13 protein-coding genes are annotated in these 14,778 nt (G+C 62.0%); 10 read left to right on the top strand and 3 right to left on the bottom strand.

The window, feature by feature from the left end:
* Nucleotides 1-24 precede the first annotated feature (24 nt).
* On the bottom strand, nt 25-1,197 hold the full coding sequence (locus NR101_RS00285; RefSeq protein ID WP_256774314.1) for a helix-turn-helix domain-containing protein: 1,173 nt from the start codon (nt 1,195-1,197) through the stop codon (nt 25-27).
* A 114-nt stretch (nt 1,198-1,311) separates the two neighbouring features.
* Entirely contained in the window at nt 1,312-1,632 is a 321-nt protein-coding gene (locus NR101_RS00280; protein ID WP_256774315.1) for a hypothetical protein, read from the bottom strand.
* Nucleotides 1,633-1,782: 150 nt separating this feature from the next.
* On the opposite strand from NR101_RS00280, the gene NR101_RS00275 reads away from it, so the two are divergent.
* From NR101_RS00275 to NR101_RS00245, 7 genes are all read left to right on the top strand, one after another.
* Nucleotides 1,783-3,438, top strand: a complete 1,656-nt coding sequence (locus tag NR101_RS00275) for an acetolactate synthase large subunit (protein WP_256774316.1) — start codon at nt 1,783-1,785, stop codon at nt 3,436-3,438.
* Between the two features lie 35 nt (nt 3,439-3,473).
* Nucleotides 3,474-4,856, top strand: coding sequence for an aldehyde dehydrogenase family protein (locus tag NR101_RS00270; RefSeq protein ID WP_256774317.1), 1,383 nt, complete (start codon nt 3,474-3,476; stop codon nt 4,854-4,856).
* Nucleotides 4,857-4,949: 93 nt separating this feature from the next.
* Nucleotides 4,950-5,240 carry a hypothetical protein gene (locus NR101_RS00265; protein ID WP_256774318.1) on the top strand — a complete coding sequence of 97 codons (291 nt, stop codon included), beginning with the start codon at nt 4,950-4,952 and terminating at the stop codon, nt 5,238-5,240.
* Between the two features lie 818 nt (nt 5,241-6,058).
* Nucleotides 6,059-6,697, top strand: a complete 639-nt coding sequence (locus NR101_RS00260; RefSeq protein ID WP_256774319.1) for a hypothetical protein — start codon at nt 6,059-6,061, stop codon at nt 6,695-6,697.
* A 19-nt stretch (nt 6,698-6,716) separates the two neighbouring features.
* The gene (locus NR101_RS00255) at nt 6,717-7,061 is read left to right on the top strand and encodes a hypothetical protein (RefSeq protein ID WP_256774320.1); all 345 of its coding nucleotides are present in this window, start codon (nt 6,717-6,719) and stop codon (nt 7,059-7,061) included.
* A gap of 618 nt (nt 7,062-7,679) precedes the next feature.
* Nucleotides 7,680-8,081 (top strand): hypothetical protein, encoded by a 402-nt coding sequence (locus tag NR101_RS00250; protein WP_256774321.1) that lies wholly within the window; start codon nt 7,680-7,682, stop codon nt 8,079-8,081.
* A 73-nt stretch (nt 8,082-8,154) separates the two neighbouring features.
* Entirely contained in the window at nt 8,155-9,288 is a 1,134-nt protein-coding gene (locus NR101_RS00245) for a hypothetical protein (protein ID WP_256774377.1), read from the top strand.
* Nucleotides 9,289-9,297: 9 nt separating this feature from the next.
* Here NR101_RS00245 and NR101_RS00240 read toward each other — a convergent pair whose 3' ends face one another.
* A complete protein-coding gene (locus tag NR101_RS00240; protein WP_256774322.1) occupies nt 9,298-9,864 on the bottom strand; it encodes a hypothetical protein in 567 nt (188 codons plus the stop codon).
* A 230-nt stretch (nt 9,865-10,094) separates the two neighbouring features.
* Between NR101_RS00240 and NR101_RS00235 the strand changes: the two genes are divergently transcribed.
* The 3 genes from NR101_RS00235 to NR101_RS00225 all read left to right on the top strand — a co-directional run bounded on the left by NR101_RS00235 (nt 10,095) and on the right by NR101_RS00225 (nt 13,313).
* Nucleotides 10,095-10,949 (top strand): serine hydrolase domain-containing protein, encoded by an 855-nt coding sequence (locus NR101_RS00235; RefSeq protein ID WP_256774323.1) that lies wholly within the window; start codon nt 10,095-10,097, stop codon nt 10,947-10,949.
* Between the two features lie 525 nt (nt 10,950-11,474).
* Nucleotides 11,475-12,287: a site-specific integrase gene (locus NR101_RS00230; RefSeq protein WP_256774378.1), complete on the top strand. Its 813-nt coding sequence runs from the start codon at nt 11,475-11,477 to the stop codon at nt 12,285-12,287.
* A 276-nt stretch (nt 12,288-12,563) separates the two neighbouring features.
* Complete coding sequence (locus NR101_RS00225) at nt 12,564-13,313, top strand: hypothetical protein (RefSeq protein ID WP_256774324.1); 750 nt, start codon at nt 12,564-12,566, stop codon at nt 13,311-13,313.
* Nucleotides 13,314-14,778 lie beyond the last annotated feature (1,465 nt).

The raw sequence follows: 14,778 nt of genomic DNA, 5'->3' as shown, positions 1-14,778 counted from the left end.
CTGGCGGCGCCCGAGCCGGTGGGATCAGACGGCCGGGCCGTTCAATCCGGCCGGATCGGACGTCAACGCACGGCGCCGGAACGCGGTGGGGGTCAGGCCGGTCATGCGTTTGAAGACCGTATTGAAGGTCGACTTGCTGCCAAAGCCGCAGGCCAGGGCGATATCCAGAACGGAGCGCGGATCACCGGGATCGGCCAGGCAGTGCTCGGCATCGGCGATCCGGAAGCCGTTGACGAACTCGAAGAAATTCTGCCCAAGCTGCTGGTTCAATGCCTGGGAGATGTAGTTGGGCGACCAGCCGCTGCGTTCACTGAGCCGACCCAGGTCGAGCTCACTGTCTCGGTGCAGGCCGTGCTGGCGCATCAGCGCGCCGAGGTCGGCGGCGATCTGCGCGCGTTCGGGCTCGCTCAGGCCCGAGCGCGCATAGCGAGCGGCGGGATCGGCCGATTCGGCCGGTGCCGCCTGTTCATCGAGCAAGTCTGCCGGCATCAGCACGCCGAGGCGCAGCCCGCCCCATGCGAGCAGGTAGGTGACCACCATCATGACCACGGCGAGTACCGCGCCGGGCCAGTGCCAGGTTCTGGCGCTGACTTCCACGCTGATCCGTTCGAGGCCCACGATAAGCCACAGCACGGCAATCACCGTGATCAGATGGCGAAGCCAGGCGATCCGCAGGCTCGCCTCATCGGCGGAAACCTCTTCGAGGCGGCGCGGCGCATCACGCAGCCGCCAGGCGGAGAGGGCGAGGTAGGGCACCGTAATAGCCACCCAGGCATGGACGATCACCTGGAGCATTGCCGCACCCGGACCCGATGCGACGAGCGCCGGCCAGACCGCCAGCGCAAGCATGAAGACAGCGACCAGCGCGGACGGCAGGAAATGCCAGCCCGCCCAAGCCTTCGGTCGGGTGGCAACCCCGGGCAGCAGGCTCGACGCGTAGGCGTACAGCAGTGGACCGGTCAGATAGACCGGAACGACGTTGATCACCTGCAGCCAGGCAACGGCGGGGACCGGCAGCCACGCCTGCCAGCCAGTGAGCACGGCACTGGCGAACATCGAAAGACCCAGCGTCCCGAAGAACGCAGCGAGCAGGCGACTGGTGCGGGTACCGGCGCGGAGCGCCAGCGCCATCGTCAACGCCGTGATCCCGACCGTTATCGACTGTGCGGCGAACGCCAGGGTGGTGAGCGGGGTCATTGGCGGATGTGCCTCATGCCAGGACGAAAAAGGCGACGACAGCAACGGGCGATGTCGACCGAGCTGCACCTTGACACAGTCCGCAGGCGTAGGGGCCGACGTTCGTATCGGCTGTCAGCCGTCGTGCCGTTCATTTTCCAGCATCAATGGCCGCGCCATGTCTTTGGTCCACGTCCCCAGGATGTAAAAGAGGGGGAGGGTGCTGAGCGCGCCGAGCAACAGCAGCACGCGGGCGTTGTCGAGCAGTCGGCGCGGGTCGCACTCGAGCGTGCCACTGTTGCCCTTGCCCATCCGCACACAGCCGTGCTCCGGATAGGCCATGGCATGGGCGCCCCAGGCAAACAGCGCGGCAAGCAGCGCGAACAGCAGCATCACGCCGACCTCGGTATCGCGTTTACCCAGACGCTCCCAGCGCTGCGCCAGCCGTAGGTTCAACATGCTTCAACATCCCTGTTCATACCAACCCCAACGAAGAACGGCGCACAGTATCGCGCAGACCTGTCGGGCAGGCGCGGCATCGGCACACACGGGAGGCGATTCCCCCCGGAGTATAGTGGCCCCATCCTCACCACAAGGATCGACGCGATGCAGAAGGGCTCGGATCTACTGGTCAAGGCGCTGGAGAACGAAGGCGTAGACCGCATCTTTGGCGTACCGGGCGAGGAGAACCTGGATTTTCTGGAGTCGCTCCGGAACTCGGGCATCGAACTGGTCCTCACCCGCCACGAGCAGGCGGCCGCCTTCATGGCCGCCACCCACGGCCGGCTCACCGGCAGGCCCGGCGTATGCCTGGCCACGCTCGGTCCGGGCGCACTGAATTTCTCCACCGGTGCGGCGTATGCCCATCTGGGCGCGTGGCCGATGATTCTCATCACCGGCCAGAAGGCGGTGATGAGCGCCAAGCAGGCCCGCTTCCAGATCGTGGATATCGTGGCGTCGATGAAGCCGCTCACGAAAATGACCCGCCAGATCGTCAGCCCGGCGGCCATTCCCGCGATGGTGCGTGATGCCTTCCGCGTTGCGATGGAAGAACGCCCCGGGCCGGTGCACCTGGAGCTGCCGGAGGATGTCGCGGGTGAGGAAGTGGAGGATGTTCCGGTCATTCCGGTCCACCCGCTGGATCGTCCCATCGCGCCGCCTGCCGCACTGGACCGGGCAGAAGCGGCCATCCTCGCGGCCAAACGGCCGCTGGTGATGATCGGCGCAGCCGCAAGCCGGCCATGGCTTACCGAGGCGCTGTCCGCATTCGTGGCGCGCACGCGCCTGCCGTTTTTCAACACGCAGATGGGCAAGGGCGCCGTCACCGGCGGCTCCAACCTGTACATGGGAACAGCCGCACTCTCCGAGGGCGACTATGTGCACGAGGCCATTGCCCGCGCCGACCTGATCATCGCCATCGGCCATGACACCGTCGAAAAGCCGCCGTTCCTGATGAAGAGCAGCGGCGGGCCGAAGGTGATCCATGTCAGCTTCCAGTCCGCCACGGTCGAGCAGGTCTACCACCCCGATATCGAGGTGCTGGGCGATATCGGCGCCTCCGTTGACGCCCTGGCCGGGCGGCTCGAAGGCCGCCTGTCCGCTGACGAGGGCATGATCGACCTGCGCCAGAAGATCCTCGCCCGGCTCAACGACCGCGCAGAGGAGGACCGGTTCCCGGTCACGCCGCAACGGCTGGTGCATGACGTGCGCCAGGCCATGCCAGACGATGGCATCGTTTGCCTCGACAACGGCATGTACAAGATCTGGTTCGCCCGCAACTACCGCACGCACGTGGCCAACACACTGCTGCTCGACAATGCGCTCGCCACGATGGGCGCCGGCCTGCCGTCCGCCATGATGGCGGCGATGCTGCACCCACAGCGCCGCGTCATGGCCGTGTGCGGCGACGGCGGCTTCATGATGAACTCGCAGGAGATGGAGACCGCCGTGCGGCTGGGACTGAACCTGGTCGTGGTGATCCTCAACGACAGTGCCTACGGCATGATCCGCTGGAAGCAGGCAGTGGATGGCTTCGAGGATTTCGGCATGCGCTTTGGCAATCCCGATTTCGTGAAATATGCCGAGGCCTACGGCGCGAAGGGGAGCCGGGTGACGGCCGTCGACGAACTGGCGCCCATGATCGAGGCCGCCTTCGCGGGCGGTGGCGTGCACCTGCTGGATGTACCGATCGACTATTCCGAAAACACCCGCGTGCTGGTGGATGAACTGCGCAACCGCACGCCGGACGTGAGCTGCGAATAGTCGCCACCGCATACCGTTGGAAAAAGGAGTCCAGGATGTTGACCGTCGTACAGGCGTTTGACCGCACACCGATCGCCGAAATCGGCTTCGACACTGCCGCAGCCCTGGAGCACAAGCTCAGCGCCGCCGAGCGGGTGTTCAAGGACCGCGACGGCTGGCTCAAACCGCACGAGCGCATCGCGGTCCTGCGCAGGCTTGCCGCCTTGATGGAGGCCAGGCGCGACCATCTCGCCCTGCAGATTGCACGCGAGGGCGGCAAGCCGTTGCCGGATGCCATCGTCGAGACCACGCGCGCCATCGATGGTGTCCACAACGCCGCGGACGAACTACGCAACTTCGCCGGTCGCGAGATCCCGATGGGGCTGTCGGCCGCATCGGAGGGACGCTGGGCATTCACCACCCGGGAGCCGATCGGCATCGTCGCGGCGATCTCCGCGTTCAATCACCCGCTGAACCTGATCGTCCACCAGGTTGCCCCGGCCATCGCAGTCGGTTGCCCGGTCATCATCAAGCCCGCTTCGGCAACGCCACTGTCCTGCCTGGAGTTCGTGGCGATGGCGCACGAGGCAGGGCTGCCCGAACCGTGGTGCCAGAGCTTCATCCCGGAAGGCAACGACCTGGCCGAGACGCTTGCCACCGACAAACGCATTGGCTTCCTGAGCTTCATCGGCTCGGCGAGGGTAGGGTGGTCGTTGCATGCCAAGCTCGCACACGGCGCACGTTCGGCGCTGGAGCACGGCGGCGTTGCGCCCGCCATTGTCGACCGCAGCGCTGACCTGGCCAAGATCATTGAACCGATCGTCAAGGGCGGCTATTACCACGCCGGCCAGGTGTGCGTGTCCACCCAGCGCATCTTCGTCCACAACGCCATTGCCGACGATTTCACCCAGGCCCTCATCGCCCGGGTGGAACGGCTGCGTACCGGCGACCCGACCCTGCAGGACACCGACGTGGGCCCGCTGATCCTGCCACGCGAGGCTGACCGCGTCGCCGAATGGATTGACGAAGCGGTGCGCGGCGGCGCGAAGCTTGCCACCGGCGGGAAGCGCCTCTCCGAAACCACGCTGCAGCCCACCGTGCTGCTCGACCCGGCCAGCGACGCACGGGTGACCACGCAGGAAGTCTTCGGGCCGGTGGTGGCGGTGTATCGCTATGCCGAGTTGGACGAGGCGATCTCGCGCGCCAACTCCCTGCCGACCGCGTTCCAGGCCAGCGTCTTCGCGCAGGACATCGACATCGCCATGCGCGCCGCCAACTGGCTGGATGCCTCGGCCGTGATGATCAACGACCCGACTGCGTTCCGCACCGATTGGATGCCGTTTGCAGGACGCAGGGAGTCGGGCTACGGCGCCGGCGGCATTCCGTACACCATGCGGGACATGTCGCAGGAGAAGATGATCCTGATGCGTAGGAGATGAGGGCACGGCGCAGGCCCGGCAGGGGCGGTCCTTGACGCGCCACGACCTTGGCCCGAAGATCGGCGCATTCAGCCCGTTGTTCAAGGATCGACCATGTCTGGCCTCATCGGTGATCTGCTGGAAGGCATTGCCACATTCGTTACCGATGTATGGGTGCTGCGCCGGCAGCGTGCTGCAAGGAACCGCGAAGAGAATGGCTGGGGCAGGGTTGCTGCGGATGTCGCAGTGTTCGACGCCTGGGTGATTGGACTGTCGGTCCTTACACTGACGGCGGCTGCCATCATGTTTTTTGGGTTGAAGCTGCCGCTCTGGATCAGCCTGGCCCCCGCTGCGGCAGGCGTCGTCTACGTCGGCTATCGCTGGATGACGCTCGCCCGCGCGTAGAACTGCAGGCGATTCATCCGCCTGGTCGCCCAAACTATGCCTGCTCCAGTACCGGCACGGAACTGGCCGCGCATATTCTGGAAGTGGCTTATAAGCGCGACTACGCGTCGCTGCTACGCGAATTCTTCAGCGAATCTGCAGCGATGACGGGCGTCAGAATCCGACTGAGCGATTCCGACGCGCCCCGGCTCGCGGTTTGCTATCACAGCGACAATCCGGCTCCGACCACGCCGATGCCGCACTCGCTGCCGCAAGACGCAGTTACATGGCGCGGACACACACCGGGTCGCTTCAAAGCCCAGGTTGTCTCTTGTTCCCCAGGCATACCAACGCAGGGATGGCTGGTCGAATCGGAGCCTGGCCATGCTGCTGGCCATCTGAAATACACGAAATGGGGGCAGGGTGGGTACCGCTATCGGGCGCACGCGTACTTTCAGATCCGGCAGCAATGGGACCCGGCGGAAACCTACCTGGGCCGCCTCGGGACAGGGACGGGGTGAGCGAACTCTGCGTGGTCAATCCTGTGCATGGTGATTTCCAGGAAGGCGCGTCCTTTGTTATCACTCATGCGTGCGACTATTGCGCCTGCTTTGCGGGGAAGCAAGCGGGCAAGGCCTCGAAGGGCGCGGTGCTATGGGGCTTTGACTTCGCCAGTCCCCGCAGATCAACGACCCGGTGGGCGACGGCTTGAACACTGATTCAGTGAAGTACGTGTCGACTACCGCCTAAACGTGGCGAGCCGCACCCTGTCTCAGGCTTTGCGATTCCTTTAGGCGAAGATAGCTTCTTCTGCCGGATGCCTGTCGACAAAAAAGGGGATGAAGTTGGACGCCACTGAAATTTCGAGCGTAATGAAGGATGGGGATCTGATTACGCTGGCCGTGCTTGCCGGGCTTGCGGCAGTGCCTTTAGCCAAGGGAATATTTGCGTTGCTGGCAACGCGCCGTCAACGCCGGAAGGAATTTTTGGAATTCTGGAAAGCTGACAGCTTGGGGAATTCCAGCCTGTGGCTGGAGGAGGTAATGCAGCACCGATATGGCGCGTCCATTCCTGCGGAACTGATCCGCCATGTCGCCCGGTTGGGCTGGCCCTCGAAGAAGCTTCGTCGGCTTGCATTGAGTGCAGACTTCCTACAACTGGATGCAGCGGGGCAGACCGTGACGTGGTCGAACAAACGCCGCGGGAAAGCCTTCTGGCTGGAGCTTGAGATGTTGATGAGCGTTGCAGGTTATGTAGCGTTTGCCGCACTGGGTACTGCGCTGCTCATAGCCGGAGCCAGGCAGGGCCTTGGTGAGGGCTTCACAGCTTTTGCTTTCGGCGGGGTCATCGCCAGCGCGGGCTGCGCCTCCTTCATGCACTTCATATCACTTGTCGAGGCACGCTCCTCGCTGGTCATCATCAACGACGCTCCTCGCGATGGACTTTGGTCTCGCCTTAGAAATGGGCGAAGCGATTGAGTCTGGAGAAACAAGGCGCATGAAACCCTTTAATTCGTACGAGACGTTGTCCGGGATTGTCCCCGCAGAACTGACCCGTGTAGTTGATCAGCTCAATAGAACAGGATTCGTTACGGACGAGGATGGGCTCTGCCTGGGGTCTGCGCTCATTGAGTACTGGTCTCGCAGGTGCACGCAGTTGATCCAAGAGTGCGGATATGAAGGGGGCGAGCTGGTTGTGAGCGGCAAATTCTTCAGCGCAGTCGGTGCGATCTACATTCTGTACGATGCTAACCGGCATACGGGCAAGGACGCGGCGGAGGAGTTGCAGCGGGTGGCGGAGCGGGAAAGGCTGGGAGAGATTTCCAGACGTCATAACAACTGAAGTCGCGTGTCGCACCTGCCGTTTTGCCCAGGGACTGCCCGGCCTCGGTGCACGTGACTTGGGGTCCTGAAAAAGACCTCGACCATGCAGTAGCGGCGAACGGGTGTGGAGGATTCGCCGCCACGGTCAATACCTCATCCGCGCTTGGGGCGTCTGCAGGGGCGCAGCCGGGCTTGCCTGAAAGCTCTAAGCTGCCAAGTGCCGATTAGCTTGATGCGAGCGTGCGGGACCATCCGGTTCATACTGCGATCTCGTGTTTACTGGGGGAACGAGTAGGGAAGCAAGAGCCGATCCAGAGCTTGACCGAGCGCCAGCCGGAGCCAACGAACCGTGCCAGACGGGCGATCCACCATTTCGCATTTTTGGTACAAATCCATCGCGTTGCGCACGCAGAACGCCTGAAATCGCAGGAATTTCCTCCTGGAAAAGCGTGAAGTCCGTTGCGTGCTACGCATGCACCCAAGTGTTGCGTGCGCACCTATGCCTAAACGCAACACCCGGCGCTGCCTCTCCCTTTGGCCCTATCGCAACCGTTGCGCCCTAGCTGACCGTGGACCGCGCAATTTGGCGCCATGAATTGCGGAACTTGGCCGACTGCTTGTCCAGGGAGGCCAGTGGGTGATTGTTCTGCTGGCTGCGCTGGGCATCTCATTGAGCATCGGCCTGACTGCGTCGTCCATTGCGATCGTGGGCAGTGCACCTGAAGAGAAAGCCGGGGCGGCCAAGGCAATGGAAGCCACCCGCTACGACTTGGGTACGGGCCTGGGCATCACCGGATTTGGGCTGGTGCTGGCATCCAGCTACAGCAACGCCATCGAACTACCCGGCGGCCTTCCTGCCGGCATGGCAGCCAAGGCAACAGAATCCATCGGCGAAACCCTGGTCGCGGCGCAGGCGCTGGAGGGGGGCGGGGGTTGCCAGAGCCATTGCCGATGCTTAGCATCGCTGCAGCACGATCGACCAGGAAGCGCCTGGTTCCGGCAGAAGCTCCAAAGCTTGCGTAGCGTACGTGCGCGGTAGAGCGCGAGTTGGTAAAACGGACAAGGAAGCGCTCATGACACGGCAAATCACAAAACTCGTAATCGGCGCGGGCATCATGGCTATCGCGGCGCAAGTCGGGGCCAGCGAGTTTCTGATCGATATGCAGGGTGCAGCCGGAAAACGTATCAATGTGTACGCCAATGATGCGGCGACCGACCACACGCCGGTCGATGATGTCACGAATCCTGGCCCAAACCGGATCCGTCAGATTGATCTGACAATGGTCTATGAAGCGATCGACCAACCCCTATGGTTGGAATATCAACTCCAGTTCAAATGCCCCAAGCCGAGCAAACGCGGCCGTGGCGCGCCCAAGCACAAGGCTGATTCAACCGGCATGTTGGACACGCCGGACTCGGTGGAATTCCGGGTGGCCAGCGGCACAAAGTCCATGAAACAGGATCCGGCGATCATTGATCTCCAGCCCACCGATTGGCAAAGTACGAGCAGCCATACGATGCGACAGGCATGGAATGTAGCCTGCAACAGTGACAGCATTATCGGCGCCAAAGAAACTGCCTCGGTCAATCGTGTGGTTAAGGCCGAAGCATTGCGACCGAAACTGGCAGCCCTTGGTTTGAATGGACTGGAACTGGTCCCGGACGGACTGTCGATGAGTTCGCTTGCCGACTTTACCTGGGAAACGCTGTGGTCCGATGTACCGAAGCCTGCGATCAACAACGGCCGCACGCTGACGCCGGCAGAATCGGCAGCACACAAGGCAAAATTGGCGCAAATGCAGCAACAAGTAACCGAAGCGCAGGGGAGGGTGCAGGGCAGTCTGGCGACGATGAAGGTCGATCTGGATTTTACTCAGGCCGCCGCTGAATACCGGGGAACAAGGCGTTTATCGCGCAGTGAATCGATCCTGATCCAAGTGTGGACGGGCAAGACCGAGCAAGAGGTCGTGGCCGCGAACGGCAACCCAGCTGTCCGTCAGGCCGGGATTGCGCGGACGCTGTCTTATGGGCAGTCCTTTGACAATCGCGTCATGTGGCAGAACCTCGCGACCGGCGCGACGTATGGCGGCGGCGGTTATAAAAGCTGCAACGTCCGCTATGTGCTGATCCCGGACGGCGCCGGGATGCTGAGGGTTGCCGATGTGAATGTCTTCGGTGAAGCAAGTGGCGACACAAGAAAGATACGTGACGCCTGCGCCGACATCTTGAACGTGCCAAACGGCTGAAATCATGGCCTATTTTTGAGCCGCGCTCATGCAAGCCGAAAGCTGGCGATACGCCAGCTGCAGCTGGACAACCTTTGAGCGGAACACCTCTTTCCCCTGAAACTGGATAGCGAGCTCATTACTGTCCGGCTTTTCCTTCACCGATTTCCGCACGTCGATGGTGAGCAACAACGCCCCACTGCTCTGGCCCGGCATGCTCACATGGGCGGCCCGGACGTTCTGCTCGGGGTGGTTGGTAGATGACAACGTGATGGGAACGATCTCGGTCTTTGTCACCGGAGGGATCGCCTCGCTGATGAACCAAACGCCGCCATGACCCTTTCGCGCCATTCCAGCGTCGGCGGGGCCACGAAGCGAAAAGGTGGAATCTGGCGTGATGAAATTAACCGAGCAGTGGTAACCGGTGTTGACGGGTTCGCGTGCCAGCACCCAATTGCCTTCAACCCCCTTGTAGAAGGATTCGCTGAACATCGGCTTGCCAGGATCCGCGCCGCCGAGCAACTCAGGGGCGATTTGAGCAGCGCAGGGGCTGGTCCATGCCATGGTGACTACTACGCCGATCAGCCAATTCTTCATCTAAAATCGCTCTTCATTCGTGGGACCTTGACGTACGGTTTCGTGCAATTCCTGTCCTGGCCCTATCCAAGCGGCTACGGGCCATAGCTTAGCCTTCCAGGATTGCAGTGTAACGCTCTGCACGCCATGTACTTCTGCGAAGACTCTATCCGGCCGAACTTCCTGTAACCCAGCTTCAGGCGATTGACCGCTATGTCGCGTCTGAAATGACTCGGCAGCAGATCCCTGGCTTGACGCTCGGCGTCTATCGTCATGGGCACGCCGGATATCGTCTTCGCCTGGATGACAGCATCCGCTCACATGTGGCCGGACTGCCTGAGACGTGGCAGGCGATCACCATCGGCCAGCTGCTCTCGCACACGTCGGGCATTGCCGATTATGACGGCGACGAGTTGACCGGCCGCGACGGGCCGTTCGACGTGCGCCGGGACTTTACGGAAGCGGAACTGGTGCAGAAGGTTTCCCAGCTGCCCGTTGAGGCGTCTCCAGGAGAAACATGGAGCTGCCGCAACGCAAATTACCTTCCGCTTGGCGCCGTCATCCGCAGCATCACCGGGAAATTCCACGGCGACATCCTGGCGGAGGAGATTTTCGGGCGTCTCGGCATGACCGCATCCCGGGTGATATCCGACCAGGAGATCGTCCCCCATCGGGCCGCAGGCTACGAACGCAGGGGAGGGACCCTGTACAACCAGGCCTGGGTATTGCCCACCTTCAATTCCACGGCCGACCTGGCCGGTCGGGATCTGAAGCACTGGGGTCGCGCCTTGTGCAGCGTCTCCGTCCTGGCTCCCGCTACGTTGGCGCAGATGTGGACACCATATCCGGTCGACGGCGTGGTTCCCGAGGAACGCTACGGTCTCGGCTGGTTTGTCCGCATCCACCCATCGGGTCCCATCGTGGAGCATGACGGCGCATGTCGAGGGTTTACGTCGCACTTCGCCGGATACCTGGGAACGGGCGTCTCGGTTGCTGTGTTCACGAATCTCCATCCCTATCACAGTCGCCCTGATCAGATCGGCCAGGGGGGCGCAGGATTGGTGGACGCGCGCCTGGCGGATCTGGATCAGGCCAGCACATTCTGATCCGGTCGACCGTTGAAGCGGGACCCAGCCACCTGAAATAGGGTGTCTGGGACAGATCTACCATTTCGCATAATGTATATTATGTTAACTCTTGGCCGGTACTACCTAGGCCTGACAAGAGCGTTCGCCCAGGGCGCCTTCTCCATAGTTCCGAGTGCCTATAAGGCACCCCGAAGAAATTGGGGTACGCTCTGACAATGGACAAGGAAGTTCTGTCGCACGTGCAGTGGCAAGCTTCTCCGAAAGATCGGCTGCCTCTGAAAGAGAGCGCATCTCGCTCGCCTGTTTTGCTAACGCCTCCTGCTGACGATGGTGCTCTTCGCGCTCAGCTGTGAGCTCCCGCCTGGCCTCGGCCAGGTCTTCTAGGACCGCGTCTCGAGCATGCTGTAGGGCCAGCGCCCACCACTGCCCGGCGAGCTCCGCAAGAACGGCAGGAGCGTCCTTCAGATCTGGTCGCTCCGGCTGCAAACGGATGCGCTCTACCGTTGGTCGCTCGCCGCTGGCGACCAGAATGCAGATGGCGAACTGGCTTGGGAGTTACCGCCGGCCATCGATCAGATGCTCGTTGCCTCCGGCCTCAAGGCCAAACCTGGACCGTGGACACTGACCACGGTCCGGCATCGGGTCGCAGGCCTGTCCACTGCGCACCGACTCAAGCAGTTGGCTAACCCCTGTGAACAGCCGGCGATCCGCACCGTGCTCAGTCGCGCGGCGCGGGCCGCGGTCAAGCGCGGCCAACGCCCGCGCAAGAAAACCGCCATCACCCTGCCCGAGCTGGAAGCCATGCTGGGCACGTGTGACGACGACCTAGAGGGGATCCGGGACCGTGCCCTGCTCTGCTTCGGGTTTGCCAGTGGCGGGCGCCGGCGTAGCGAGATCGCCGCCGCCGACCTGCGTGACCTGCGGCGGATCGGCGACCAGGGCTACATCTACCGGCTCGAGCACAGCAAGACCCAGCAAGCCGGCGTCACGGCCACGTCGACGCCGGACAAGCCGGTGCTGGATCGGGCCGCCCTCGCCCTGCAGGATTGGCTGGAGGCGGCTGACATCACCGAGGGGGCAATTTTTCGCCGGCTCTGGAAGCGGCGGGTCGGCCCTGCCCTGTCCCCGGCCGCCGTCGGGGAGATCGTGCAGCGGCGGGCGCGATTGGCCAGGCTAGAGGGGGATTTTGGTGGACACAGCCTGCGGTCCGGCTTCGTGACCGAAGCGAGTCGCCAGGGTGTTTCGCTGCCGGCGATCATGCAGCTGACCGAGCACCGGTCGGTGTCGAGCGTGATTGGCTACTTCCAGACACGTGGCGCTACGACGAACCCCGCCGCTCGCCTACTGGAGGACTGATCATCGCTGAGTGCAAGAGCTTGGTACCTGCGTGCTCCACCATCGCTTCATCTGCGGCATGCCACGCGCCGCGGAAGACTTGCAAGGCGAGGAGCCGAACCTAGAGGCTCTATCCGCAATTCCTTGGCTTTCTTCGTCCTCCAGGCCTCGGGCGCTCGATGGTGGGCCCTGGGAAACTCTTGCCTACTATATGCTTGTGATCGGTCGGTCCATCGAAGCGACGCACGAACACACCGTTTTCATGCTGATGTGATCCATTGATGAAGGAACAATGTGATGATTCCCGACGTTTCGATCTCAATGATGCGCTGGGATTTGGGCGCCCTTCGCGGCCATGTGCAACGGCTGTTTGGCTCTGACCAGAGACGGATCGTGTCAAGCTGCATCCGATCCGTCGTGGACCGTCGCGAATTCACCCGACACCACTACAACGAAGCCATGCGCGCCATCGCAGCTAAGATCGAGGGTAGGCCTAATTACGAGGTAATGGCGGCCATGCTGGGTGCCTACGATAAGGAAACTGGTTCATTCGAAGATGCCAGGTTTGCTGCCTATCTCAACATCGTGGCCTGCGTCCACAACATGCGGGCAGTCGCCGACAATCTGGTGCACCTAGCCTACTTCGCCACCGGCATGAACCTGGACAACGCAACCCGTATCGAGGAAAGGTCGATCAGCTTGCACCAGGTCAAGGACAAGCTTCTTGCACCCGAGCTCGTTGAGGACCTGAAGATCCTGCATTCCCATGACGATTTCAGGTATCTGGTAGCTCTGGACAACCTCTGCAAGCATCGCAGCATCGTGGATGTGGGCTTTTCCGTCAGTGAAGTTGAGGCCACCCATGGCATGCGGATAAACGCCTTCTCCTATGAAGGCACCAATTACCCGCAGCGATGGGTCAGGCCGCTACTGGTTGCCGAATACCAGCGCCAAGAAATCCAGATCATGCTGGCTGGAAATCACTTGAACGACTATGTGGGTGGCCTCCGTAGCCGGCACCTGGGTCCACCAAGCCTAGAGCATTAATGCATCGGGATCGGCGCACGCACCAGCGCCGGCAATGCAGCAGCGAATCCGGAGTGCTCGGCCCTACGCAGGTTCCGGCGCGTTGTCGGCCACTGCTTCGCGGCGGCTGATCCGATTCCTCAACGCCCTGATCATCGCCGCGTACTTCTCGGATTCCTTCCGATTCTTTTCATGCGCTGAGCTTCCGCGGCGCCCCGCGAGATCATCTCTTCATAATTGACATTGGGGCCGCCTTGGCAGCGCTTGAACTTCTTGCCGCTTCCGCACGGGCAGAGTTCGTTCCTGCTTGGCTTAGTTCTGCCCATGTTTGGCTCTTTCTCCATTCTTCCTTGACGGCGGCCTAGGTCGTGCGGAGGTAGAAGCAATCGCTTTGATGTGTCTCATTAGCACTTTACAGCCTACGCACCGGGCCGGGAACAGTCCTACTCTACCCTCGATAAATCTCCCTAATCCCCTACCGCGCCGATGTCCGCTCTCGGCCCAAAGCGGAGACCGAAGCGTCGTGCTCAATGATCAGCGATCAGGTGGCTCGTCCCAAGGACCCAAGAGCATGTGGACCGTACTAATGGGACCGTCAGGCCAGGAGGCATCCTCCTCATCGCCGTCGCCTACCCCGCTGCCCCCCATCCCTGACGCCGCAACTCCGAAGAACTGCTGTAGTTGAAGGTGCACCGGCACGGCGCTCGCGGAGCTCAAGCTCAGGAGAGGCGTGGCGGCCATAGACCCCAGAGTATGGGGATTACCGCGAACGACGGCAGCCCCCTTCGTCAGCCCTTGCGCTGCCGTCACCCTAAGCAGCTCGTCAACAGTGAAAGACCAATCATCCGAGCCACCCGGGATGGCAGGGCGACCGCAGGAGGGGTTGCCTACTGCCATGCTCGCAAGATAGTCGGCCAGACAAATCGGAGAGTGAAACCATGGTGTAGAAGGGCGCGTCAGCTCATGTCGCCATTCGGGTGATGCGCTATTGAGATCTATGCCCGCGTACTCCGCTGTTTGCGCTTTCGGCCTCGGTGCTTTGCGGAGGTTCCGCTTGGCTGGGTCATACAAGGGGCTCTCGAAAGTAAAGTCCGGCAGCCAAGCGAGGAGCTTATGCTGATTCCACTCTTTCCCAGATGGCTTAAATCCACCGCCTTTTAGCATCTTCGCCTGGACTAGAACTGCGCGGCGATCGACCGCTCCTTTGAGATCGAGGTAGTCAATTACGATCAGAAGGTCCGCCAGTTCGCACCGGGTTGGACTGGTGGCCCTAGCGTATCTGGGGTGCGCGCTCGATTTAAATTTGACCTGCGGGCTGGAGTGGCAAAAGACACTTACCAGCTCAATACGAAAACCAGCGGCTTTGAGAATCGGCGCCCACTTGTCGGCAACACCGTCGAACCCGTCTAGCGTCATGGTCCGCACCGCACTGACTTCGCCATGAGGCTTTCCGGTGCGCGGGCCGCCGTTCAACAGGACGTGGTCT

The sequence above is a fragment of the Stenotrophomonas sp. Ste86 genome (assembly GCF_024519465.1).
Taxonomy (GTDB): Bacteria; Pseudomonadota; Gammaproteobacteria; order Xanthomonadales; family Xanthomonadaceae; genus Stenotrophomonas.
Note: the sequence above shows the minus strand (reverse complement) of the source record. Positions and strands in the feature narration are given on the sequence as shown.

Bases quoted from the DNA above. Each gene is read 5' to 3' on its own strand.
- NR101_RS00225 (WP_256774324.1), top strand. From the start codon at position 12,564: ATGATTCCCGACGTTTCGATCTCAATGATGCGCTGGGATTTGGGCGCC.
- NR101_RS00240 (WP_256774322.1), bottom strand. From the start codon at position 9,864: ATGAAGAATTGGCTGATCGGCGTAGTAGTCACCATGGCATGGACCAGC.
- NR101_RS00270 (WP_256774317.1), top strand. From the start codon at position 3,474: ATGTTGACCGTCGTACAGGCGTTTGACCGCACACCGATCGCCGAAATC.
- NR101_RS00285 (WP_256774314.1), bottom strand. From the start codon at position 1,197: ATGACCCCGCTCACCACCCTGGCGTTCGCCGCACAGTCGATAACGGTC.
- NR101_RS00260 (WP_256774319.1), top strand. From the start codon at position 6,059: ATGAAGTTGGACGCCACTGAAATTTCGAGCGTAATGAAGGATGGGGAT.
- NR101_RS00265 (WP_256774318.1), top strand. From the start codon at position 4,950: ATGTCTGGCCTCATCGGTGATCTGCTGGAAGGCATTGCCACATTCGTT.
- NR101_RS00275 (WP_256774316.1), top strand. From the start codon at position 1,783: ATGCAGAAGGGCTCGGATCTACTGGTCAAGGCGCTGGAGAACGAAGGC.
- NR101_RS00255 (WP_256774320.1), top strand. From the start codon at position 6,717: ATGAAACCCTTTAATTCGTACGAGACGTTGTCCGGGATTGTCCCCGCA.